Raw genomic sequence first — 24,392 nt, 5'->3', positions numbered from 1 at the left:
CAGGATCAAACTCTCCAATAAAGTTAGTTTGTCTAGCATCTAAAAATAAAAATTGACGTTTCACGTTGTTTGTTTCGTTCAGTTTTCAAAGAACTCATCCGCCGCTCGGAAGCGACTTTATCAATATAACATTTCGTTATATTTTCGTCAACAACTTTTTTCAATAAGTTGTTTTTCGTTTGTTTTGCTTGTTACCTTTCGTGGCAACGAATATAAATATACCAGTTTGATTATTAAAATGCAATAGTTTTTCTAATAAAATTTTTAACTTAGTAAAAAAGTATAAAAACAGCACATTTCTTCTATATAAATATAATTTCTCGCACCATCAAGAGCTACTATCCCTGCGTAGCTCATACTCAAATAAAAAAAGCTTTGGAGAAATCTCCAAAGCTTAGTCTTGTTTATGACGCATAGCAGGGAATAATAATACATCACGAATAGATGGTGCATTCGTTAACAACATAACAAGACGATCAATACCAATTCCTAGCCCACCTGTAGGAGGCATACCGTACTCAAGAGCTTCAATATAATCATCATCCATCATGTGAGCTTCATCATTACCTTGTTCGCGCTCTTTTAATTGCGCTTCAAAGCGTTCTTTTTGATCAATCGGATCATTTAGCTCAGTGAATGCATTTGCATGTTCACGTGCAACGATAAATAATTCGAAACGATCTGTGAATCGTGGATCTTCGTCATTCTTTTTCGCAAGTGGCGAAATTTCTACCGGATGACCGTAAATAAATGTTGGTTGAATTAATTTATCTTCTACTTTTTGTTCGAAGAATTCGTTTATAATATGACCAACTTCCATCGTATCCTTAATACCTACATTATGTTCTTTTGCAAGTTCACGCGCTTCTTCTACACTCATTGGATTCCAGAAATCCGCTCCAGAATGTTCCTTGATTGCATCTACCATATGAAGACGTGTCCATTCTGGTTCTAGATTAATTTCATAATCACCATATTGGATTGTTGTTGTACCTAGTACTTGCTTCGCAATATGCGCAACCATATTTTCTGTTAGTTTCATAATATCTTTATAATCAGCATACGCTTCATATAATTCAATCATTGTAAACTCTGGATTATGACGAGTTGATACACCCTCATTACGGAATACACGACCGATTTCATAAACTTTTTCTAATCCACCCACAATAAGGCGTTTTAAATGAAGTTCAATTGCGATACGCATATATAATTCCATATCTAACGCATTATGGTGCGTAATGAAAGGACGCGCAGAAGCTCCACCTGCAATTGCATGCATCATAGGTGTTTCCACTTCAAGATAACCATTGTCATCTAAGTATCTTCTCATTTCACGAATGATTTTACTACGAGTAACGAATGTTTCACGGCTTTCCATACTTGTGATTAAGTCTAAGTAACGTTGACGGTAGCGTTGTTCAACATCTTTTAATCCATGATATTTATCCGGTAACGGACGAAGAGATTTCGTTAATAGTGTAAAGCCCGTTGCCTTCACCGAAAGTTCTCCAACGTTCGTTTTGAACACTTTACCTTCAATACCTACTAAATCACCTAAATCTGCTGTTTTAAATAATTCGTACTCTTCATCTCCAACAGCATCTTTACGAACATAAATTTGAACTTGTCCATGTAAATCTTGAATATGTGCAAATCCAGCTTTTCCTTTACCGCGTTTTGTCATAATACGACCAGCGATAGAAACAGAGATTTCTTTCTCTTCTAATTCTTCTTTAGAGAACTCTCCATATAAGCTTAATAAGTCATTTGTTGCATTTGTACGTTCAAATCGTTTACCAAACGGATCGATTCCTTGCTCACGTAAGTTATGTAACTTTTCACGACGAACAAGCAATTGGTCGTTTAATTCTTCGTGGTTCATGTTATCCATGGTATTGATATCACTCCAGCTCTATTAATTTTTACAATATATACAGTATAGCATTTTCTACTCAACTAGAAAAACTGCCAGCAACTAGCTGGCAGTTCTTCTTTCTTTCACGTAATTATAGGAAGTGTATAGAAGAATGTCAATCTTCCCTATCTATTATTAACCAACGTGAATTGTTTGTTGTTTCGCTTCTACTTCTTCTACAAATGCACTTAATACATTCGCAAGGTCCTCACGCGTATTACAAGCATTGATACCATTACGTACAGTTGCATTACCACGAACACCCTTTAAATACCAGGCTGCATGCTTTCTCATCTCTCTTACAGCGACATTTTCGTTCTTTAAATCGATAAGACGATCTAGATGCAACATACATACGTCAATTTTCTCACGCACTGTCGGTTCCGGCATTAATTCACCTGTTTCCAAATACTTTACCGTACGATAAATCATCCACGGGTCCCCAAGGGCAGCGCGACCAATCATAACACCGTCTACACCAATTTCATCAAGCATACGCTTTGCATCTTGTGGCGTTTCGACATCACCATTTCCGATAACCGGGATATTTACAGCTTGCTTTACTTGTTTAATAATATCCCAATCCGCTTTCCCTTCATACATTTGTACTCGTGTACGTCCATGAACCGCTACTGCTTGTCCGCCAGCACGCTCAACAGCTTTCGCATTCTCAATTGCAAAAATATGATCTGCATCCCAACCAATACGCATCTTAACTGTAACCGGCTTTTCAACAGCATCTACAACTGCCGCTACCATTTCATATATTTTATTTGGGTCTAAAAGCCACTTTGCTCCCGCGTCACACTTAATGATTTTCGGTACTGGGCAACCCATATTAATATCAATAATGTCTGCTGTCGTATATTTATCTACGTATTTCGCAGCATCTACAAGAGTTTCTTTCTCTCCACCAAAAATTTGTAAACTTAATGGCTTTTCTCTTTCATCAATATATAACATATCTAATGTTCTTTTGTTATTAAGTAATATCGCTTTATCACTTACCATTTCAGCACAAACTAAACCTGCACCAAATTCTTTTACTGTTAAACGGAATGCAGAGTTACACACTCCCGCCATCGGTGCTAATACAACCGGGTTTTTCATCTCAATATTTGCAATCTTTAACACTCGACTTACTCCTTCCTTCATAGTCACTTCGGCATTAATTCCTCCACTGAAACCTTTAATGCCTTAGCAACTTCCACTACAAAATCTTGGGAAGGCGATCGATTCCCTCTCTCAACTTCACCTAAAACAGATACAGATACCCCTAACTCTTTCGCAAAACCTTCTTGTGTATAACCTTTTAGCTTTCGAAAAGCACGAATGCGTCTTCCCCATTTTTCTGCTTCCATACCGTTACTCCCTCTCGCCTTTTCATTTCTTCTACTTGTGAACGTGAAATGTTTTGTTTTATATCTTGATTAATCTCTAACAACGGAACGATAACAAAAGCTCTTTCGAACATCCGCGGATGCGGAACAATAAGATTCTCTGCTTCAATATTTTCTTGATTATATAGTAAAATGTCAAGGTCGATGGTCCTCGGACCCCATCTAATTTCCCTTTTTCTTCCTAAATCATTCTCTACTCTTTGTGTAATTTTCAATAATTCTTGCGGTGATAAATTGGTAGAAATTTTTATAACTAAATTTAAAAAGCAACTTTGGTCAGTATAGCCAACTGGCTCTGTTTCATATACAGATGAAATATCGTTAACTTGGATATACGGGTTTTTGTTTAAAAACTGAATCGCTTCAGTTAAATACGTATAACGTTCTCCGATATTTGAACCTAATGCAATGTAAGCTATATTATTCATGGACGTTCTCTCGTAATTTCCACTGCTACAGCACGATAATGCCCAGGTATCGGCGGATCTGGTTTAATTACTTTAATTGTACAACGGAAAATACTCTCATATTGTTTTAATATATCTGCAGCAATATTTTCAGCGATACTCTCTACAAGCTTATACGTTCTATCTTCAACAACTTTTCTACATAACTCGAAAAGCTCTCCATAATTGACAGAATGCTCTAAGTCATCACTTTCTCCTGCCTGTTTCAAATCCAACTCCACCGTTAAGTCCACTTTAAATCTCTGACCCAATTTATTTTCCTCTGGGAATACACCATGATAACCGTAAAACTCCATATCATGAACATAAATTTTATCCAATTACTTTACCCCCTTACCAATCATCGCATCCATCATCTTAGCCATACGTGCCATTTCCTTCACATCATGAACACGAACAAACTCACAACCCTTTTCAATGCCGAGACAAACGGTAGCTCCTGTTCCCTCAAGACGTTCCTCTACCGGTAAATCTAACACATGTCCAATAAAGGACTTTCTTGAAGTACCTAAGAGAACTGGATAACCCAGTACGTTTAACTGTTCTAAATTACGCATCGCTTCTAAATTTTGTTCAGGTGTTTTAGCAAAACCGATGCCTGGGTCTAAAATGATATTCTCATCTCGCACCCCAGCATCTTTAGCAATTTTGATGCTTTCATATAAATCAGCAATCATATCAGCCATTAAATTGCGGTAATTCATGTTATCGCGATTATGCATCAAGATAATAGGTACATCATAATGAGCTGCAACTTCAGCGATTTTTGGTTCCGCCTTTGCTCCCCAAACGTCATTAATAATATGAGCGCCAGCTTCGATTGCTTGTTTTGCAACTTCAGCTTTATACGTGTCGATAGAAATAGGCAACTCCACTTCTTTTGCAACCGCCTGAATCATCGGAACAACTCGCTTTATTTCTTCTTCCACCGATACTTTAGCAAAACCCGGGCGAGTAGATTCACCGCCGATATCAATAATATGAGCACCTTCATCTCGCATTTCTTTCGCATGGCGCACCGCAGCCTCTACCTCGTTGTAACTCCCACCATCAGAAAACGAATCTGGTGTTACATTTAAAATCCCCATAATTAAAGTTTTTTCATTTAAGTTCAATGTATATTCGCCGCAGCGCAAATCATAATCCCACTTCAAACTACACATCTCCTCTTCGCAATTCATTTCTGCTCCACAATTTCTCTCTCTGCATTTCATAAAGACTCATAAACCTTTTTGTAACCATACCTACTTTACCCGGGAAATCTCGTCCCTCTATATGATAAAGCGGGACAATTTCTTGAATCGAGTTTGTTACGAAGACTTCATCAGCTGAAAGTAATTCATCTTTTGTAAAGAAACCTTCCTTCACTTCGATGCCCAGCTCTTCAGCAACCTTTATAATAAACGCACGAGTGATACCATTTAAAATCCCTGTTTTTAGCGAAGGTGTATACAAAATATCACCTTTCACGAAAAAGAGATTCGAAACAATACCCTCTGCAACATAACCTGTTTCAGTAAGGAAAATACCTTCCTTATTCACAACATTTCCAATTTCACGTTTCCCTAAAATGTTATTTAAATAATGATGAGACTTTAAGCGAGACGCACCCTCTGGTGTATTTCGCACTTGTTTTAAAACAACCCCTTCTTTTTCCACTACATCTTCGGGGGCTGCTAAAGGTTTTATAAAAACAATAACAGACGGCTCTTCATACATTTCCGTTTGCAATCCAATTTCATCTATACCCGCTGATACATTAAAACGTACATATGCATGCTCTAATTCATTCTTAACGAGTAAATTCTGCAAAATAAGCAGTACTTCATCTTTCGTCATTGTCCATTTAATTTGCAATGTATCCAGTGCATCTATTAAACGGTCATAATGATCATCCAATAAGAAAGGATGACCATTATAAATACGAAATGTCTCAAAAACTCCAAGACCATATAAATAACCATGATCATAAGGAGAAATTCTCGCTTCACTTGCTTCTACATACTCACCATTTACGTAAATTAACACGATGTCACACTTGGGCTGTATTTACGAATGAAATTCTGCAACAACTCTTTCCCGTGGGAAGTCATAATTGATTCTGGATGGAACTGTACACCTTCAATCGGTAATGTTGTATGACGGAGCGCCATAATTTCCCCTTCTTCTGTCCAAGATGTTACCTCTAAGCAATCAGGTAACGTCTCTTTCTTAACGATAAGGGAATGATAACGTGTCGCAGTAAACGGATTAGGGATATCCGAAAAAATCGTCTTTCCGTCATGATGCATAAGCGACGTTTTCCCATGCATTAAGCGCTCCGCACGTATAACCTCTCCGCCAAACACTTGTGCAATGGATTGATGTCCAAGACAAACCCCAAAAATCGGAATCTTCCCAGCAAAGTATTGAATAACCTCCATACTAATACCCGCTTCATTAGGACTACACGGACCTGGCGAAATCATTAAAAAGTCTGGTTTCATATTCTCAATATCTGAAATAGTCACTTCATCGTTACGTTTAACAACAAGCTCTTGTCCAAGTTCTCCAAGAAACTGCACTAAATTAAATGTAAAAGAATCATAATTATCAATCATTAATATCATTTCTCTCACCTAACCGTTTCTTCGCTACGTTCTTTTGCACGCCATAAAGCAATCGCCTTTTTTAACGACTCTTTATATTCATTTTCCGGATTCGAATCAATTACAATTCCCGCTCCTGCTTGTACATGCGCTTTTCCATCTTTAGCAAGCAGTGTTCTAATTACAATATTCAATTCTGTATCTCCAGAATAACCGATCCACCCGATTGAACCTGTGTAAATCCCTCGACGAACAGGTTCTAATTCTTCAATAATTTCCATCGTACGTATTTTCGGAGCACCAGTAATTGTTCCCCCAGGGAATACAGCCTTCACTAAATCAAAAGCATCTTTATCTTCTTCCACCTCACCACGCACATTAGAAACAATATGCATAACATGTGAGTATTTCTCAATTACCATAAATTCATCTACTTCTACAGTGCCATATTTACAAACACGCCCTAAATCATTTCGTTCTAAATCCACAAGCATGACGTGCTCTGCTCTTTCTTTTTCATTCTCAATTAATTCTTTTGCTAATTCTTCATCCTCTTGCTCATTCGCCCCTCTAGATCTCGTTCCAGCAATCGGTCTTGTACTTACTTCGGTTCCCTCTTTCTTAATTAGCAACTCTGGCGATCCACTAACAATTTGAAAATCCCCGAGCTCCAAGTAACCCATATATGGAGATGGGTTAATCTCACGAAGACTTGTATAGATTTCTAGTGGGTGTGTTTGTAACGTTCTTTCTTGCCTTGTCGACAAGTTTACTTGGAACACATCACCAGCCCCAATATATTCTTGAATACATTCAACCGCCTTCATAAAACTTTCTTCTGTAAAAGCAACTGTTTCACTTTTCTCTTCAGGACATGCAAAAGGTATATTCACTTCTGGCGCTTCTGTCGCCCAAAGAATCTTCCATTCATTTAATCGCTCTTTTGCCTCTTCATGCTTATCTACATAATGTGTAATAATCCATAATACTTTTTCTTTTTGATCATAAACAAACACATCATCAAATAATAAAAAGAATATATCAGGTATATTAATGTCATCCTCCGCATGGGAAGGGAGTTTTTCAATATAACGGATGCAATCATAACTAAAGTAACCAATTGCACCACCTTGAAATGGAGGGTATTCCGGATTATAGTCCGTTTTCCATCGCTCCATATATTCCTGCATTAAATCTAATGGGTTTCCTTGTTTTATTGTTTCCTTACCACTTTCGCTTATATGTAACGTTTCACCCTTCCCTCGGATTACCGCTACTGGGTTCAACCCCACAATGTTATAACGACCGCCACGTCCACTCTCTAACAAAATATGTTGCGGTTTATCCTTAGAAAGAAATTTATACTGCTTAAAGAAATCTAACTGATATGGAATAGAAAGCGCTAAAGATTTTCTTCGTTGCATATCAACACCCCGTCTTCTTTTATCCCACCCTCTTAGATTAACCACCTCAAACTATATTCGTTATATATATAAAGTGGTTATACTCGAAGGCTAGTGAAAATAAATTAATTATACTACCTCTTATTTTACATGAAGTTTTCTAGTCATTCACTCTTTTCCTATTTCCAATCTAAAAAGAAAAAGCATCCTTTTCAAGGATGCTTTTTCAATCACATATAATTAAGACTCAAATTGATAAAGCGGTGTACTTAAATAACGTTCACCGTTACTTGGGATAATAACAAGTACTTTTTTCCCTTTACCTAACTTTTTCGCAACTTCTGTCGCTGCATAAATAACTGCTCCAGAAGAGATACCCACTAAAATACCTTCCTCTTTAGCCACTCTTCTTGCATATTCAAATGCTTGCTCTGCTTTTACTTGAATAATTTCATCATATACCTCTACATCCAATGTCTCTGGGATGAATCCCGCGCCGATTCCTTGGATTTTATGTGGACCCGGTTTCCCACCAGATAGTACTGGTGAATCCGCAGGTTCTACTGCATAAATTTTAATATCTTTATACGCTTCCTTCAGCACTTCACCAGCACCAGTAATCGTTCCACCTGTACCAATACCTGCAATAAACGCATCTAATTGGTCACCCATTTGTTCAACAATTTCTGGCCCTGTTGTTAAACGATGAATTTCTGGATTCGATTGGTTTTTGAACTGTTGTGGTATAAAGTAGCCATGCTCTTTTGCTAATTCAGTCGCTTGACGAATCGCTCCACCCATTCCTTCAGGCCCTGGAGTCAATACTAATTCCGCACCGTAAGCACGTAATAAATTACGACGCTCAATACTCATTGTTTCTGGCATTACTAAAATTGCCTTATATCCTTTAGCGGCCGCTACCATCGCTAAACCAATTCCTGTGTTACCACTTGTTGGCTCAATGATTGTATCGCCTTCTTTTAATAATCCTTTTTTTTCAGCATCTTCAATCATAGCTAATGCAATACGATCTTTAACACTGCTCCCTGGATTCATAAATTCTAATTTTAAGTATATATCTGCGCTGTTTGATTCTACGATGCGGTTCAACTTAACGATCGGCGTTTTCCCGATTAATTCTGAAACTGATTGTGCCACTCGCATTCCTGTCACTCCTAACACCGAGTATTTTTATTGGTTTTATCTATATTTAGATTTTGTCAGAAAATTCCCTGTTTGTCAATCTATTTAGAGGGTGGATTCCCTCACTTCCCTTATTACAAACTCTCAATTAAATTTGTAATATCTTCTTTAGAGAACTTGTATCGCTCATTACAGAAATGACAATGAACTTCTGTCTCTTCTTCTTCTTCGCGAATTTGCTCTAACTCTGTTTTACCTAAACTAATTAACACACTCTCAATACGTTCGCGTGAGCATGTGCAATTAAATTGAACATCCATCGTTTCTAATACTTTCACTTTATCTTCTCCAAGAACTGCATACAGTAACTCTTCTGGAGAAAGCCCTTGTTCAATTAACGTTGATACAGGAGGAATCTTCTGCAAACGATCTTCAATGAATGCAATTGTTTCTTCCTGTGCACCTGGCATAATTTGAAGGATAAATCCACCCGCCGCTAATACGCTGTCATCTCCATTTACAAGAACGCCAACTCCTACAGAAGAAGGTGTTTGCTCAGAAACTGCAAAATAATACGTGAAGTCTTCCCCTAATTCTCCTGAAACAATTGGAGATTGACCAATAAACGGCTCACGCATACCAATATCTTTAATTACTGTTACAAATCCCTCAGTACCTACCGCTTGATATACACGTAATTTCCCTTGTTCCGTTCCTTCAAAATCAACATGTGGATTCGTTACATAACCACGTACATCCCCATTTGCATGAGCATCTACTAAGATAGGACCAATCGGACCATTACCTTCTACCTTAATCGTTAACTTTTGGTCACCTTTTAACATCGCGCCCATCATTGTACCCGCAGTTAAAGAACGACCAAGTGCTGCCGAAGCTGTTCTCCATGTATCATGACGTCTTTGTGCCTCACTTACTGTGTTTGTAGTACGCACACTATATGCACGCACTTCTCCATCAAATGCTAACGCTTTTACTAAATAATCTTTCATACTCATTTATTCACCTTTCTCATGCTGTAAATTTGCATTACGCTCGTATAACATATACAAACCTTTTAATGTTAAAAATGGATCTACAACGTCAATTACATTCGATTCTTCTGAAATTAATTTCGCCAATCCACCTGTTGCAATAACTTTCGGTTCTTGTTTAGCTTCCTCTTTCATACGCTTAACAATACCTTCCACTTGTCCAACATAACCATAAAGAATACCAGATTGCATTGCACTTACCGTATTCTTTCCAACAACACTGCTTGGTTTTGTAATTTCAATACGAGGAAGTTTTGCTGCTCTACTATATAAAGCCTCTGCTGAAATCATAATTCCCGGCGTAATAACTCCACCCATATAATGCTTTTCTTCGTTAATATAACAATATGTAGTAGCCGTACCGAAATCGACAATAATAAGCGGACTTCCATACAAGTGGATTCCTGCTACCGCATTTACAATTCGGTCCGCGCCTACTTCACGTGGATTTTCATATTTAATATTTAGCCCTGTTTTTATTCCAGGACCTACTACAAGCGGTTTAATTTTAAAATACTTTTCACACATGCGCTCTAATGCAAACATAATTGGTGGTACGACTGAAGACACGATAATACCTTTCACATCTTCAAACGAAAGACCTTCATGCTCAAGCAACTGCTTTACAAGCATTCCATATTCATCTTCTGTCTTATGACGATCTGTTTCCATGCGCCAATGTTGACGAAGTTCCCCCTCTTCAAACACGCCTAGCACAGCATTTGTGTTCCCTACATCCAATACAAAAATCATATTCTCACCACTTATCTTATTTAATCTATATTTGTGCAGTATGTATAAAACTTATAAAAACATCATATCACACATACTTATATAATCAGCTTTTCTATCCTCATCATTTTACAAAAAGATTACGCTCTATTTCAATTTTTAATACCAGATTTACTTAAATTTTTTCTACTTCATTTCGTTCCACAAATAAAAAAAGGAGTGACTATCGTCACTCCTTCATCTCTTACTTATCTTCTGATTCTTCATCGTCCTTCTTCATATTGATGTTTACTTTCACATCATCTGAAGATGTTGGACGCTCTGGCAATCTGCCGTAATCATATAAATGATTGATTTGCTCTGCATCTAACGTTTCTACTTCAAGTAACGTTTTCGCAATAATATCTAGCTTATCACGTTTTTCAGTAAGAATTTGTTTCGCGCGAGCATAACATTCTTTTATAATAGTTTGCATTTCCACATCGATTTCATGTGCAATTGCATCACTGTAGTTTTGTTCTGAATGGAAGTCTCTTCCTAAGAACACTTGACCACCTTGTGAGCTACCGAATTGCATCGGTCCAAGCTTATCACTCATACCGAATTCGGTAACCATACGTCTTGCAATACCAGTCGCACGTTGGAAGTCGTTGTGAGCACCTGTACTTGCTTCACCAAACACAATCTCTTCAGCTACTCGACCACCAAGTAAACCAGTGATTTTATCAAGTAACTCTGGTTTTGTCATGAAGTAACGATCTTCTTTCGGAAGCATTACTGCATATCCACCAGCTTGACCACGAGGGACAATTGTTACTTTATGAACGATATCTGCTTCATCAAGGACAACACCAATTACAGTATGGCCAGCTTCATGGAATGCAACGATATTACGTTCTTTTTCAGAGATAACACGACTTTTCTTAGCTGGACCTGCAATAACACGATCCGTTGCTTCATCAATGTCACTCATATCAATTTTCTTCTTATCTTGACGCGCAGCCACTAAAGCAGCTTCGTTTAATAAGTTTTCAAGATCCGCACCAGAGAACCCTGGTGTACGAGTTGCAATTGCTCTTAAGTTGATATGATCATCAAGCGGTTTATTACGAGCATGTACTTTCAACACAGCTTCACGGCCATTTACATCTGGACGATCTACTGTAATTTGACGGTCAAAACGACCTGGACGTAATAACGCTGGATCAAGAATATCAGGACGGTTTGTTGCAGCAATGATAATAATACCTTCATTTGCACCGAATCCATCCATTTCAACAAGTAATTGGTTCAACGTTTGCTCACGCTCATCATGGCCACCACCAAGACCTGCGCCACGTTGACGTCCTACCGCATCAATTTCATCAATGAAAATGATACAAGGAGCATTTTTCTTTGCATTTTCGAATAAATCACGTACACGTGATGCACCGACACCGACGAACATCTCTACGAAATCAGAACCACTGATAGAGAAGAATGGAACGCCTGCCTCACCTGCAACAGCACGTGCTAGTAAAGTTTTACCTGTACCTGGAGGTCCTACTAATAGAACACCCTTCGGAATACGGGCACCAACTTCAGCGAACTTACGAGGATCTTTCAAGAATTCAACTACCTCAACAAGCTCTTGTTTCTCTTCATCCGCTCCAGCAACATCTCTGAAACGAACTTTTTTCTTTTCGTCATTATATAACTTCGCCTTACTTTTCCCGAAGTTCATAACACGGCTACCGCCGCCCTGAGCCTGGTTTAATAAGAAGAAGAATAAAATGAAGATAATGACGAACGGAATGATAGAAGTAAAGAACGTTACCCAAGCACTTGTTTCTTCTGCTGGTTGATACTTAACTTCAGCACCTTGCGCTTTGTCATTAATTTTCTTTTGTAATTCCTCAGTATTTGGTGCATAAGTAACAAATTGTTCTCCTTGGCTAGAGTTGTTAAATTGTCCTTTTACCTCAAATACACCATTTTTCGGTTGAAGTTGCACATTACGCACTTCACCCTTTTCTAGTTTAGTAATGAATTTATCGTAGCTAACTGATGTCGTTTTTTGTGTCGAACCATTAAAATAGCTCACGATTCCAATTACTACTAGGAATATCAGTAAATAAAAGATGGTATTACGGAAGATACGATTCATTCCTAACCTCCTCTCACGGCATAAACACTATAGTAAATCGTAACATAGAAAAACTTTCCTATACAATTGTGACGCCTGTATTTAATTAATTTGAGTAAATACTTGGTTTTAATACTCCTACATAAGGAAGATTACGGTACTGCTCTTTATAATCTAATCCATACCCTACAACAAATTCATGTGGAACAGTAAACCCAACATAATCCGCTTTCAAATCTACCTTACGGCCTGTCGGCTTATCTAATAACGTAACAATTTTTACAGACTTCGCTTTACGATATTTGAATAGGTCTACTAAGTAACTTAGCGTAAGACCGCTATCAATAATATCTTCAACGATTAAAATATCGCGACCCTCTACAGAAGTATCAAGGTCTTTTAAAATTTTCACTTCGCCTGTTGAAACAGTAGAGTGACCGTAACTAGATACAGCCATAAAATCCATTTCAAGATATGTATCTGTTCTCTTTAATAAATCTGCCATGAATGGCATTGCGCCCTTTAATACACCAATCGCAAGAGGTATTGTGTTTTTATAATCCTCTGCAATAACCGCACCTAATTCGCGCACCTTTTCTTGTATTTGTTCTTCAGAAATTAATACTTTTTCGATATCTTGATTCATCATTTCATTATCCTCCCGGAAGACTCCTTGCTTTTGTAGTGAATAATCATATATTTATCCTTCTTTGCCGCCTCTTTCGAGATAGCAAATGCAGATCGCTTCAACAAGGGTACCCAAATAATATTCCCACTTGCATCACAAACGACCGGCCATTCTTCTCTTTTTTCTCTTGGTACTTTTGCTTCGATAAAAATAGTTTTTATCTTTTTTGTGCCATTCATACCTTGTATTGACATGCGATCTCCATTTTCTCTAGAACGAATACGAAGTGGATATGATATATCATTATACTTAGCAACAAATACTGTTTCATTCATGTTACTTGGTATGTCTTCGCTCACCTCTGTTACAAGCTTATCTCCGTTCGATAGCGTAATTGTCCCGGGCACTGATAAATCTTGTAAAAAAGGAGAAACAATTTCTTGTTTAAATCCAAAGCTGCACTCCTCGTATGCGCGAACAATTTTTAAATCACCTGGGAAATCAAGTGAACCCGAAGGTTGTGTCCGCTTAAAAAACTCGATCACTTTGTCAATATGTATAGAAGAAAGAGAAGATGGAATCTTATATTCATAAAGATAGTTTAATATTAGTTGAATCCCTCTTCTTTGTAAAGGCATAGACATGGATTCAAAGGCAGGAATTGATAAGCTAATTTGTTTATCACTTTTTTTTGTAATTACTTTATTCATTTTCTCAAAAGCTAATTCCTGCAAATACGCCTCATCCTCTTGCATCTGCATGCTAAATTTTTGAAATTTCTCATGCACTTGTGAATTTTCTTCTTTCAAATGAGGGAGAACATATTTACGTAATCGATTCCTTGTATATACTTCCTTTTTATTACTTGGATCTATACGGGGAATTATTTTTAGCTTATTACAGTAATCAACAATCTCTTCCTTCGTTACTCCAAGTAACGGCCTAATTAAATATCCATTATGAAAAGGACGCTTCACTGCAATTCCTGCATATCCTTTCGGAGTACTCCCTCGTACAAGGCGCATTAAAATCGTCTCTACTTGATCATCACCATGATGTCCAAGAGCTACATATCTCGCATCATATTTCTTCATTATTCTTTCCAAAAATGCATATCTGCATTCTCTAGCAGCAACCTGTGCATTCATTCCGTGTTGCTGTTGATATTGCGACACATTAATCCTTATCGTTTCGCAAATAACTCCCAGCCCTTTACAAAGGTCCTGCACAAACTGTAGGTCCTCATGAGATTCATCACCTCTAAACATATGGTCCACATGTGCCACTACAATTTCGAACTGTTTTGCTGCTCTTTTTTCTAACAAATAATATAGAAGAGCCAAAGAGTCAGGACCACCAGAAACCCCTACAACAATTGTTGAACGTTCCTTTAATACATCATGCTGCTTTACAAAGTCATCTACCTTTTCAACAAATGTATCTTTCAACTTCGTAATCACCTTTCATTAAACAAGAACAGCAACGTTAGTTACCTTGTTTATAATGGTACAACTTTTACAAACATTGTGCAAAAAAAAGATATACAAAAATTACATTTTTATCTTACATCATCCGTACATATTCACAAAAGTAATAACATTATCTTTTAAAGTAAAAAAACCTAGGCATCCACCTAGGTTTTTAGAAAGAAACATCACACTTAAAATTTATTGTGCCTGCATTCCTACAATTGGAATCGTAGCCCACTTCGGCATATTTTTCTTCACTTTCGCCACAACGATAGTCATATCATCATTTATATAACCATCACAAGAGCGAATCACCTCTTCCATAATGATATCAGCAATTTCTTGCGGATCTTCGGTTTGTAATTCTTTAATTTTTCGTTTCATCCATAGTTCATGATTTTCTACATGTTGCGCTCCCTCGAAAATCCCATCGCTCATCATAATAAGGATATCGCCCGTTTTTAATTGTTCACCTACTACATCAACTTCAACATCCTCAATAATGCCCATCGGCAAATTACTTGCCTCAATTTTCAAAATATTATTCGCGCGTTTCACAAAACTCGGCGTCGATCCAATCTTTAAAAATTTCGCACTCGCATCCCGCAAATCCACCATAGCTAAATCTAACGTCGTAAACATCTCTTCTGTTGTTCTTAAAGAAAGAATAGAATTGATAGATTTAATCGCTATTTCCTCATCAATGCCTGATTGAAGTATTTTTTGTAATAATTTTACCGTTTCTTTACTCTCCATATGAGCTCTTTGCCCATTTCCCATACCATCACTGATTGCAAGTGCATATTTACCAACACTTAAATCCATCATCGCATAAGAGTCACCAGAAACAAACCCACCGCCTTTTGCAGCTGTGGCCAACCCAGTATCAAGAGAATACGTTTTTGCCGAACCAAATGATATTAAGCTGTGGCCGTTCGGATAAGAAGATTTTTCTTCATGTTTAACAACAATATTTTCCTTTAGAATGTCAGAAAGCATCGGCGCAACTAACTTTTCACATTCTCCATGTTCATTAGATGCAACTGGAATCAACATTTCAATATCAATACTTCCTCTATCTAAACAATATATATCAACATGCTCTACTTCTACGCCAAAATCACGAAACGCTTGCATAATCTGTTCTTCCTGCACTTGATGATTTTCTCGTTCTCTTTGGATCTCCTTAGCAAAATCCTCCATAACTTTTGATACACCTAATAGTTGCTCCGCTACTATTCTACGGTTTTCTTTCATTTGTTTTCGTAATTTTTGTCCTTCATAGAAGTGATCTAATTCACCCGCTACTAAATCCGTCACTTTCTTCCCTCTCACACAATGCTTGTCCCATTCACGAACTAACTTCCGATTATGCTGCAACGTCCCCTCTTCCGTTTCACTCATTATTTGTTTCATATAATCGTACGTCTTGTCGAAATTAACTACCCAGCATTGGTCCTTTTTAAAGCATGTTTGACATGTTTTTGCAGTAATTGTACTTAAGAACAAATCCGCTTCTGTCTCTTTATCTTCCTCCTCCACATATCCATATACAGAAAAGCTATTAGATAAAGCAGCAAATACATGGGCAAATTGATTAATTTTATTCGCTGTAACATCACGCATCCTTCTTAAATACTGTTGTTGATCTTGCGAATGTTCCTGTGTGCCTGGCATGAATTTAGCAATACGATCCATAACAAGTTTCGGTGTTAATAAGAAGAACATAATCGCCACACCAGATTCAATTAAAGTTGTCACAATGTTTGTTTGCTTGTCTACATATAGCGTAATCAAGCTCGTCCCAATTAATAAACCTAAACTAACACCTAAACGCTTCCCTTCTTTTAACAAACCACCAAGCAACCCAGAAAAAGCAAGTAGACTAAGTTGGGACAAACTGGAAACATTGGCTAAACTTAATATTAATCCAGTGACGACCCCCACCGTAGATCCTGTAGCAGCCCCCGCAATAAATGCAAACACGAGCACTAAATACCTAGTAAAAATATGTTGAATAGAAGCGTCATATACAAACCAATCTGTTGTACCTGTTAAAACAGATGCTAGTAATATAATTAAACAAACAATTTCTTCTGTCTCTAGCGCTTGTTGTTTACCTTTTCGTTCTACTAAAAGCGGAACACTTTGTAAAAATATCATAGTTAATACGAAGCTAAGCCCTGCCTCAATCGTACTAACGAGTAAATCGTACATGGTGACAGTTTGTTGCGCGAAATATACGACAACTAAATGTGCGGTTAATGCGGAGATAAATACTTGGAATGGAACAAGTCCAACAGTTTTACGTGTAAACCGACTAAAGAAGATATTATAAATGAAGAAAGTAAAAATAGATGCAAAGGTAAAGAATAAATTATCTATCGAAACTGAAAGTGCGCCCCCCATAAGAGCCAAGAACGCGAGCGGCATTTTATCCCGCTTCATAACATAAACAGCAGCAAAAAACGGCAGTGCAAACGGCAAAATGTTTGTTAATATATATGCTCGTCCCAAAAGAAAACCAATAACAACAATAATAAATCCCCATCTAAAGAAAACCTGTTCAAACTTCATTCGCAACTTACTCGTCCACTTTACTGCTCCAAGCTGACTCTCATTCATTGCCAATGCACTTGTATTCATAGTATTCCTTCCTGCTTTAGGCATATTTTTAACACCACCTGCATAGTTTAATTACTGTCATTATAAAAGATGATTATTGGGATTTTTGTCAAAACAACAGTTTTCACTTTTATAATCGTTCGACTTTTTATTCGAAATAACTCTACATATATACACGGTATGTAATTTATTCTCACTATTTTAATTGAACATTCAGAAAATATAGGGTGATTTTGTAGAAGTGTTGTATGTCTTAATTTATTTAACAAAAAAAGATCATGCAAATTTGCATGATCTTTTTAGGATGACCCGTACGGGATTCGAACCCGTGTTACCGCCGTGAAAGGGCGGTGTCTTAACCACTTGACCAACGGGCCGTTAAATTAAATATAGCGGCGGAGGGGATCGAACCCCCGACCTCACGGGTATGAACCGTACGCTCTAGCCAGCTGAGCTACACCGCCATGTCGTCTTATTTAACGGACAATTAGTATCTTACCTCAGATATATTTTAAAGTCAACACATCTTGAAAACTTTTTTTAAAATATATTTTCACATATAAAAAAGCACCCCGAGCAATCGCCCTGGGTACCTCTCTATATGCTAAGAATTAAACGTTCTTATTATCCGCGACGTGCGCCACGGCCACCACGTTTAGATTCTGTGTTACGCTTTAAAGAAGTTAAACGATCTTCACTGTCCTTTAAGAAACGTGCCATCTTTTGCTCGAATGTTTCTTTTGGAGCTCGTTCGTTACCGCCGCCACGGTTATCTCTGTTGAAAGAACGATTACGTTGTGGACGTCCAGAACGTTGTTGATCGCCACCGCCACCGCGTTGGTATTCACCACGTGGACGATCTCCTTCTGTTTTTTCACGCTCTTTCGCTTTTTTAATAGATAAACCGATCTTACCATCTTTTTCAACGTTAATAACTTTTACTTCTACTTGGTCGCCCACTTTTAAGTGATCGTTAATATCTTTCACATAATTATCAGCAACTTCACTAATATGAACAAGACCCGTTAAGCCTTCTGGCAGCTCCACAAAAGCCCCAAAATTTGTAATACCTGTTACTTTACCCTGTAACTTGCTGCCTACCTCGATTGACATAAAAAAAATGCTCCTCCTTAGTGGTTAAAAAGTCAAATTTTACTTTATTATATATAATCCTAAAATATAGTGTCAATAAGACATACTCTACTTAGAAACAGGAAAAATTATCTCCCCTTTTCCAGAGAAGAAATAATCCCTTCTAGCAATCTTTAATACGTACTCTTCATCATTTAACTTTTGAACTTCGTCTTTTAGACTCTTTTCTTTATTCGTTAATGAATCCAGTTCTTTTTTCATGTCCTTAACTTTTGCTTCTTTTGCTCTAATGGAACTGTTTTGTTGATAAAACGTTACACCAATACTCGCAATAATTGTAAAAGCAAAGACAAGAAAAACCGCTAAACGGCGATAAAGTCGCTTCCTGTTCTCATCCGTTTGTATTATATGCTCTTTAACAGGATTTGGACTCTGTTTTTCGATTGTTCTTTGTCTCAGTTCCCTCATTTCCGAGGTCCCCCTAACTTCTTTTTTATACGCCCCCATAATTGGAAGATGTGTCCCTTCAATTTTGCTATATATTGCAGGAACCCTACATGTTTCATTATAAAAAGTTTAACACGATTAGGGAGAAGTTTCCATATGAGCGAAGCAATAAATCGAACAGGCCAGAAAAAAACTTTCCATATGAAAAGTAATATCCAAATCACCATTTTCCATAACACATGTCCAATTGAAAGCAGTATACGAAATAAGAATAATATAAATGCAATAAATAGCTGCGCTATAATAATAACAGGTTTTATCATGAGTAGCTTTATAATTTGAACAAAAAAGTGTGTTGTTTGCATAAAAATATAGATGAGAAAATTTAACAGTCTCATGTATATTGCTTTCAATAAGCTTTGATATGCCGCAAAACCACATAATAATGCCAAAAATACATATATACGTAGTTCAGCTTCATTTACAAGAAGCAGTACATAAAAAACGAATAATGCTTGGACAATCCAAAATAGTATATCATGTATAAATACAAGCCAACGTTTACGTTCTTGCCGCTTTAAAAATCGTTGGTATGTATCTAAAGACGCTCCAATCCAAGCACCCATTCCGATCATTGAGAGCATCGTATACAACTGAATTGTTAGACTCATTTAAACAACTTACTAAAGAATCCTTTAGTTTTCTCCCCTTGATTCTCATCAATATACAGCATCTCATGAACTTTCCCTTTAATCGATACAACACCTTTTTCTACATCTAAATTTTTCATTTGCAAATTTTGACCACGAATTGTTAAAAAACCCATTACGGTCTCAAGTAAAAACTCCTCGCTATCAAAACTCTCTACCTGCTTTACACCGGTAATATCAATTACACGCCTGCCACGCATAATAATATCATGCTCTACCGAAATATTTTGTTGGTTAGAAGACATAGGTGAGTAACCATTATCCACGTAAATCCCCCCATAGATTTATACTAGCTAATAGTAATGTATGAAGGGATAATTGATTTTAGAACAAGCCTTCTTCAGCCTTTACTTTTTCTTCGCGAACTAAACTATACATATTTGCTGCATCTTCTTTTTTAGTCGTTTCTTTCAATTCGTTTATTTTTACAGTTACTATTTTTTGACCAAAACGAATTGTTAATTCATCAGCTACTTTTACATCTGAACTCGCTTTTGCCACTTGACCATTAATTGATATTCTTCCTTGATCAGCTACTTCTTTCGCTAATGTTCTTCTTTTAATTAAACGTGATACTTTTAAAAACTTATCTAGACGCATATCAAATCCCCCTATTAACGCTCTGTTTGTTTTGCCTCTTCCCATAAAACGTCTAACTGCTCTAATGATAAATCTTGCATCTCTTTATTCATTTCAGCTACCTTTGCTTCCATGTATAAGAAACGACCGACAAATTTCTCATTCGTTGAACGTAACGCCTCTTCGGGATCTATTTTATAATGACGAGCTATATTCACAAACGCAAATAGTAAATCGCCAAATTCACCTAACATTTTCGCCTCATCCATATTTTTAACTTCTTGTTGGAACTCTTGCCATTCTTCTAAGGCTTTCTCTATCATCGGTTGTACATCAACCCAATCGAAACCAACTTTGCCAGCTTTTTTCTGGATTTCATAGGCGCGTAGTAACTGTGGCAAACTTTTTGGAACCCCATTTAAAACAGATTCTTTCACGAATCCTTTTTCTTGTTTTTTAATTTCTTCCCAATTGGCAATTACTTCATCGGCATTATTTACATCCGTATTCCCAAATACATGCGGGTGGCGGCGAACCATTTTCTCAGATAAAGTTCGAATAATATCATCTATAGAGAACCAACCTTCATCCTCCCCGATTTGAGCATGCAACATAACTTGTAATAATATATCACCCAGTTCTTCTACTAAGTGATCATCATCCTCTTCATCAATTGCTTCCAACACTTCATAAGCTTCCTCAATTAAATACTTCTTTAAAGATTGATGTGTTTGCTTTTTATCCCACGGACAACCATCCGGTCCACGAAGGTCTGCAATAATTTCTCTAAGCACATCAAACTGTTGATACAAGGACGCACGTTCTTTAACTGGTGGTACATATACACTCGTTAAATTATTCAACTCTGTTTCATGATCTAACATGTACAACGGCACCTTTTTAACTTGTTCAAATGAAGTCCCTGCAGCTGTTACGATATACACTTCATAATCATCTGATAGCATCTCCATTAATGTTAATTTCACATCAGATGCAACGAATGCGTCATATACTTGGCAAAAGATTAAATGTTGACGTAATTCTAATTGTCCTCTTTCAAATGATGTGGCGTCAATTAATTGGAATCCTTCAATCGGATCAATCTTTAGACTCGCAAACATAGGATCAAGGAAACTTTGTCCACCTTCAATGCGCACTTCAACATTCGCTACTTCACCTTTTTCCAACAGTAGCTGAACCGTTCTTTCCGCTACAAGCGGATGCCCTGGCACGGCATAGATGATTTCTGTGCCTTCAGCTTGTTCTAACAATGTATTTGCGATTGTTTCATATACAATTTCAAATGTATCATACGCTTCATATACACTGTCAAAGGCTGTATATTGTATACCTTCTTTCTCCAACTCTTCTATAACGGGATGTTCCTTCGTTCTAACAAACATGTGATCTGCTTCTTTTATTTTTCGATATACACCCATCGTTAACTGATCTAACTCACCAGCACCTAATCCTAAAATAGTAATGATTCCACTCACAACCTGCCACCTCTATCCACTCTTCTTCAATGAACCTTCTTTTTTCTCTTTTTTCATAAAGGTTCCTATTTCCGCTTTTGTAAATACACGTAATTTTAAAATTAAAAACACATATGTTAATCCACCGATAGCTACACCTAATAATGCCTCAAGTGTTGCAATTCCTCTATGCCTTGTATCAATCACCAATCCAGACATTTGCATCAAACGTATAAATATTATTAATACAAACCCCATACCGATACCACTAATAACTACACCTAACATATTACGCTTATCGATAAGCGATTCGGATACAGCTTGCATAAGTAATGCACTATTTAGCACAGAAATTACAATTAACGCAACTAGTGTTGCAATTGCAGCTCCCTTCACACCAAAATACGGCATTAATGTATAATTTAAAGCTAACTTTAAACAACCCCCAAATATAACGAATATTGCTGGTTTTAATGTTTGTCCTAACCCTTGCAAAATAGAAGCAGTTGTAATCGACAATGAACTAAATAAAATAGATAAAGATAAAATGGATAAAACATCTGACCCATCACTATTTTCAAACAACATAATATTCGTAGGCTGAATAATACAAGTTAATCCAATGGCAGCTGCAAATCCAATAACAAATGTTATTTTCATTGCTAACTTTACCTTTTCTCGAATAAAGGAAAGATCTCCTCTTTCCTTCGCCGCCGTAATAATTGGAATAAGTGACAATGAGAAAGAAGTTGTCACGACAGTACCTAATTGCATAAGCGGGATACTTCTGTCGTAAACACCTTTTAATACCTTTGCACTTTCAGCTTGCTCTCCTGCCCCAATAAGTAAGGAATAGAAGGAAATGGAATCAGCCATTTGTATAAAAATAAGTACTAAGTTACTAACACAAATCGCCAATCCCTGCCAAAACAGAATTTTAATGATCCTCTTTTTTCCCTTAATTCTCTTTACACTCTTGAAAAATATAGAACGAAAGTCATGACGCATATAAAGTACAAGTACGATAATCCCAATTAGTCCGCCTGCGATTGAACCTAACATAGCACCTGCACCGACTGTATATAAATCAAATCCGCGAGCAATTAGGAATAGAGATAAAAATACAATAATAGAAACACGAATTGTTTGTTCTATCACTTGCGAAACAGCTGTTGGCATCATATTATTGAACCCCTGAAAATATCCTCTTGCTACAGATAAAAACGGCATCAATATGAATGAAAATGAAATAACACGTAATAACTTATCTAAGTGTATATCACCCATGGCTGCTGCAATTGTTTCGGCACCAAAAAACAATGTAAAAAAGCCTACGAAACCAATTCCTAATAAAAACCAAAAAGATACACAGATAATTTCTTCTGCTTCTTGTTGTTTCCCTCGCTCTAATCGTTCCGCAACCATTTTTGAAATTATAATGGGGAACCCATAAGTAGCTAAAATTAAACAAAATCCATAAAACGGATAAATTTGTTGGTAAATATAAAAACCAATATCACCCGCTATATTTTGATATGGAATACGGTAAAAGGCGCTTAATACCTTTGTAACAAAACTTGCGATTGTTAATATAATAGCCCCACGCCAAAAGGCTTGATACTTCTTCGATTCCATACAAGAAAACTCCTTTTTCTATTCTCACCCCTCGTATTATATCATAAAGAAAAGGACAAGCTTCCTTGCCTACACGAGTAATAATACGTTCGTGCAACGCTAGAAATGTTCAACGAAAAAAGGTAGCAAAGCGCTACCTTCATTCAATATACATATATCTCCAAATATTTAATTTCTCAAAAAGAAATATCATAATTAGGAAAGATTGCTACTTCTAAAATTCGATATAGCCTTACTGCTCCATTTGTTTCGCTAAAAAGCTTGCAGCTGTATTTACTGACTTATGCTCTACTTCACTTATAATATCCTCTTTAGAGAAGATAACAACAGCTCCAATTGGATCCCCATTCGCAATAATCGGACCAATTGTATAGGAACTCACTTTTTCTGTTACTCCATCAATAATTGAAATTTCGCTTTCATCTGTCATAATTACAGACTTACGCTCTTCCATTGTCTTCTCAATTAAATCGCCAACACTTTTATTTAAGTATTCTTTTTTAGATACGCCTGCTACTGCGATAATAGAATCACGATCGCATACAAGCACATTATGTCCTAAGCTATCGTATAAAGCTTCCGTATATTCCTTTGCAAAATTACCTAGTTCACTAATTGGAGAATATTTTTTCAAAATCACTTCTCCATCGCGATCAACAAATATTTCTAGCGGGTCTCCTTCTCGAATACGTAAAGTTCTACGAATTTCCTTCGGGATTACTACCCTACCTAAATCATCAATTCGACGTACGATTCCAGTTGCTTTCATTCTAATGCTGCCTCACTTTCTACTGATGATCAAAGTGGTGAATTTACCTGTTCATGTAAAAATCACCAACTGTTAGACATAGTATTTTACACATTAGTTCTTCTATGCACGCCGAATTGTATTTTTTTATCTTAT

Annotated in this window: 24 protein-coding genes and 2 tRNA genes; all 26 read right to left on the bottom strand. The window is 36.9% G+C overall.

Annotated features, from left to right (window positions below; translation table 11 throughout):
• Positions 1–394: 394 nt before the first annotated feature.
• Positions 395–1,894, bottom strand: coding sequence for a lysine--tRNA ligase (gene lysS / locus ABH961_RS28995; protein WP_000369672.1), 1,500 nt, complete (start codon positions 1,892–1,894; stop codon positions 395–397).
• Positions 1,895–2,053: 159 nt separating this feature from the next.
• Entirely contained in the window at positions 2,054–3,052 is a 999-nt protein-coding gene (gene dusB / locus ABH961_RS28990; RefSeq protein ID WP_141520079.1) for a tRNA dihydrouridine synthase DusB, read from the bottom strand.
• 23 nt (positions 3,053–3,075) lie between these two features.
• On the bottom strand, positions 3,076–3,279 hold the full coding sequence (locus ABH961_RS28985) for a helix-turn-helix domain-containing protein (protein WP_000387029.1): 204 nt from the start codon (positions 3,277–3,279) through the stop codon (positions 3,076–3,078).
• The gene (gene folK, locus ABH961_RS28980; protein ID WP_001059453.1) at positions 3,231–3,746 is read right to left on the bottom strand and encodes a 2-amino-4-hydroxy-6-hydroxymethyldihydropteridine diphosphokinase; all 516 of its coding nucleotides are present in this window, start codon (positions 3,744–3,746) and stop codon (positions 3,231–3,233) included. Before folK ends, ABH961_RS28985 begins: the two co-directional genes overlap by 49 nt.
• Positions 3,743–4,105 carry a dihydroneopterin aldolase gene (gene folB / locus ABH961_RS28975; RefSeq protein ID WP_000358076.1) on the bottom strand — a complete coding sequence of 121 codons (363 nt, stop codon included), beginning with the start codon at positions 4,103–4,105 and terminating at the stop codon, positions 3,743–3,745. The genes folK and folB overlap by 4 nt, the downstream gene beginning before the upstream one ends.
• A complete protein-coding gene (gene folP, locus ABH961_RS28970) occupies positions 4,106–4,966 on the bottom strand; it encodes a dihydropteroate synthase (protein WP_048542168.1) in 861 nt (286 codons plus the stop codon).
• Positions 4,941–5,813, bottom strand: coding sequence for an aminodeoxychorismate lyase (pabC, locus tag ABH961_RS28965; RefSeq protein ID WP_048542169.1), 873 nt, complete (start codon positions 5,811–5,813; stop codon positions 4,941–4,943). The genes folP and pabC overlap by 26 nt, the downstream gene beginning before the upstream one ends.
• Positions 5,807–6,394 (bottom strand): aminodeoxychorismate/anthranilate synthase component II, encoded by a 588-nt coding sequence (gene pabA / locus ABH961_RS28960; protein ID WP_000602298.1) that lies wholly within the window; start codon positions 6,392–6,394, stop codon positions 5,807–5,809. Before pabA ends, pabC begins: the two co-directional genes overlap by 7 nt.
• Positions 6,395–6,399: 5 nt before the next feature.
• Positions 6,400–7,797 carry an aminodeoxychorismate synthase component I gene (gene pabB / locus ABH961_RS28955; RefSeq protein WP_001189683.1) on the bottom strand — a complete coding sequence of 466 codons (1,398 nt, stop codon included), beginning with the start codon at positions 7,795–7,797 and terminating at the stop codon, positions 6,400–6,402.
• Between the two features lie 219 nt (positions 7,798–8,016).
• Positions 8,017–8,940, bottom strand: coding sequence for a cysteine synthase A (cysK, locus tag ABH961_RS28950; protein ID WP_048542170.1), 924 nt, complete (start codon positions 8,938–8,940; stop codon positions 8,017–8,019).
• A gap of 113 nt (positions 8,941–9,053) precedes the next feature.
• Positions 9,054–9,929 carry a redox-regulated molecular chaperone HslO gene (gene hslO, locus ABH961_RS28945; RefSeq protein ID WP_048542204.1) on the bottom strand — a complete coding sequence of 292 codons (876 nt, stop codon included), beginning with the start codon at positions 9,927–9,929 and terminating at the stop codon, positions 9,054–9,056.
• Positions 9,930–9,935: 6 nt separating this feature from the next.
• The gene (locus ABH961_RS28940) at positions 9,936–10,724 is read right to left on the bottom strand and encodes a type III pantothenate kinase (RefSeq protein WP_000578367.1); all 789 of its coding nucleotides are present in this window, start codon (positions 10,722–10,724) and stop codon (positions 9,936–9,938) included.
• Positions 10,725–10,947: 223 nt separating this feature from the next.
• Positions 10,948–12,849, bottom strand: a complete 1,902-nt coding sequence (gene ftsH / locus ABH961_RS28935; RefSeq protein WP_001079657.1) for an ATP-dependent zinc metalloprotease FtsH — start codon at positions 12,847–12,849, stop codon at positions 10,948–10,950.
• An 85-nt stretch (positions 12,850–12,934) separates the two neighbouring features.
• Positions 12,935–13,477, bottom strand: a complete 543-nt coding sequence (gene hpt, locus ABH961_RS28930) for a hypoxanthine phosphoribosyltransferase (RefSeq protein ID WP_404520581.1) — start codon at positions 13,475–13,477, stop codon at positions 12,935–12,937.
• Entirely contained in the window at positions 13,474–14,904 is a 1,431-nt protein-coding gene (gene tilS, locus ABH961_RS28925; RefSeq protein ID WP_000655443.1) for a tRNA lysidine(34) synthetase TilS, read from the bottom strand. The genes hpt and tilS overlap by 4 nt, the downstream gene beginning before the upstream one ends.
• 219 nt (positions 14,905–15,123) lie before the next feature.
• Positions 15,124–17,595, bottom strand: a complete 2,472-nt coding sequence (gene spoIIE, locus ABH961_RS28920) for a stage II sporulation protein E (RefSeq protein ID WP_048542175.1) — start codon at positions 17,593–17,595, stop codon at positions 15,124–15,126.
• A 260-nt stretch (positions 17,596–17,855) separates the two neighbouring features.
• Positions 17,856–17,927 (bottom strand) — tRNA-Glu (locus ABH961_RS28915).
• Between the two features lie 13 nt (positions 17,928–17,940).
• Positions 17,941–18,014, bottom strand: a tRNA-Met gene (locus tag ABH961_RS28910).
• Between the two features lie 160 nt (positions 18,015–18,174).
• Positions 18,175–18,663 carry a S1 domain-containing RNA-binding protein gene (locus ABH961_RS28905; protein ID WP_000021454.1) on the bottom strand — a complete coding sequence of 163 codons (489 nt, stop codon included), beginning with the start codon at positions 18,661–18,663 and terminating at the stop codon, positions 18,175–18,177.
• An 87-nt stretch (positions 18,664–18,750) separates the two neighbouring features.
• Positions 18,751–19,110, bottom strand: coding sequence for a cell division protein DivIC (gene divIC, locus ABH961_RS28900; RefSeq protein ID WP_048542177.1), 360 nt, complete (start codon positions 19,108–19,110; stop codon positions 18,751–18,753).
• Positions 19,107–19,760: a spore cortex biosynthesis protein YabQ gene (gene yabQ / locus ABH961_RS28895; protein WP_000059764.1), complete on the bottom strand. Its 654-nt coding sequence runs from the start codon at positions 19,758–19,760 to the stop codon at positions 19,107–19,109. The genes divIC and yabQ overlap by 4 nt, the downstream gene beginning before the upstream one ends.
• Positions 19,757–20,065: a sporulation protein YabP gene (gene yabP, locus ABH961_RS28890; protein ID WP_048542180.1), complete on the bottom strand. Its 309-nt coding sequence runs from the start codon at positions 20,063–20,065 to the stop codon at positions 19,757–19,759. The genes yabQ and yabP overlap by 4 nt, the downstream gene beginning before the upstream one ends.
• A 58-nt stretch (positions 20,066–20,123) precedes the next feature.
• Positions 20,124–20,399, bottom strand: coding sequence for an RNA-binding S4 domain-containing protein (locus ABH961_RS28885; protein ID WP_001234876.1), 276 nt, complete (start codon positions 20,397–20,399; stop codon positions 20,124–20,126).
• A gap of 14 nt (positions 20,400–20,413) precedes the next feature.
• A complete protein-coding gene (gene yabN, locus ABH961_RS28880) occupies positions 20,414–21,874 on the bottom strand; it encodes a bifunctional methyltransferase/pyrophosphohydrolase YabN (RefSeq protein WP_048542182.1) in 1,461 nt (486 codons plus the stop codon).
• A 12-nt stretch (positions 21,875–21,886) separates the two neighbouring features.
• Entirely contained in the window at positions 21,887–23,488 is a 1,602-nt protein-coding gene (locus ABH961_RS28875) for a putative polysaccharide biosynthesis protein (protein WP_048542185.1), read from the bottom strand.
• 232 nt (positions 23,489–23,720) lie between these two features.
• Positions 23,721–24,257 carry a stage V sporulation protein T gene (spoVT, locus tag ABH961_RS28870; protein WP_048542186.1) on the bottom strand — a complete coding sequence of 179 codons (537 nt, stop codon included), beginning with the start codon at positions 24,255–24,257 and terminating at the stop codon, positions 23,721–23,723.
• Positions 24,258–24,392: the final 135 nt, after the last annotated feature.

The organism is Bacillus sp. RC251, assembly GCF_044908765.1.
In the GTDB taxonomy this organism is placed as follows: domain Bacteria; phylum Bacillota; class Bacilli; order Bacillales; family Bacillaceae_G; genus Bacillus_A; species Bacillus_A wiedmannii.
The sequence above is the reverse complement of the archived record's forward strand: the minus strand, read 5'-3'. Positions and strand labels throughout refer to the sequence as shown.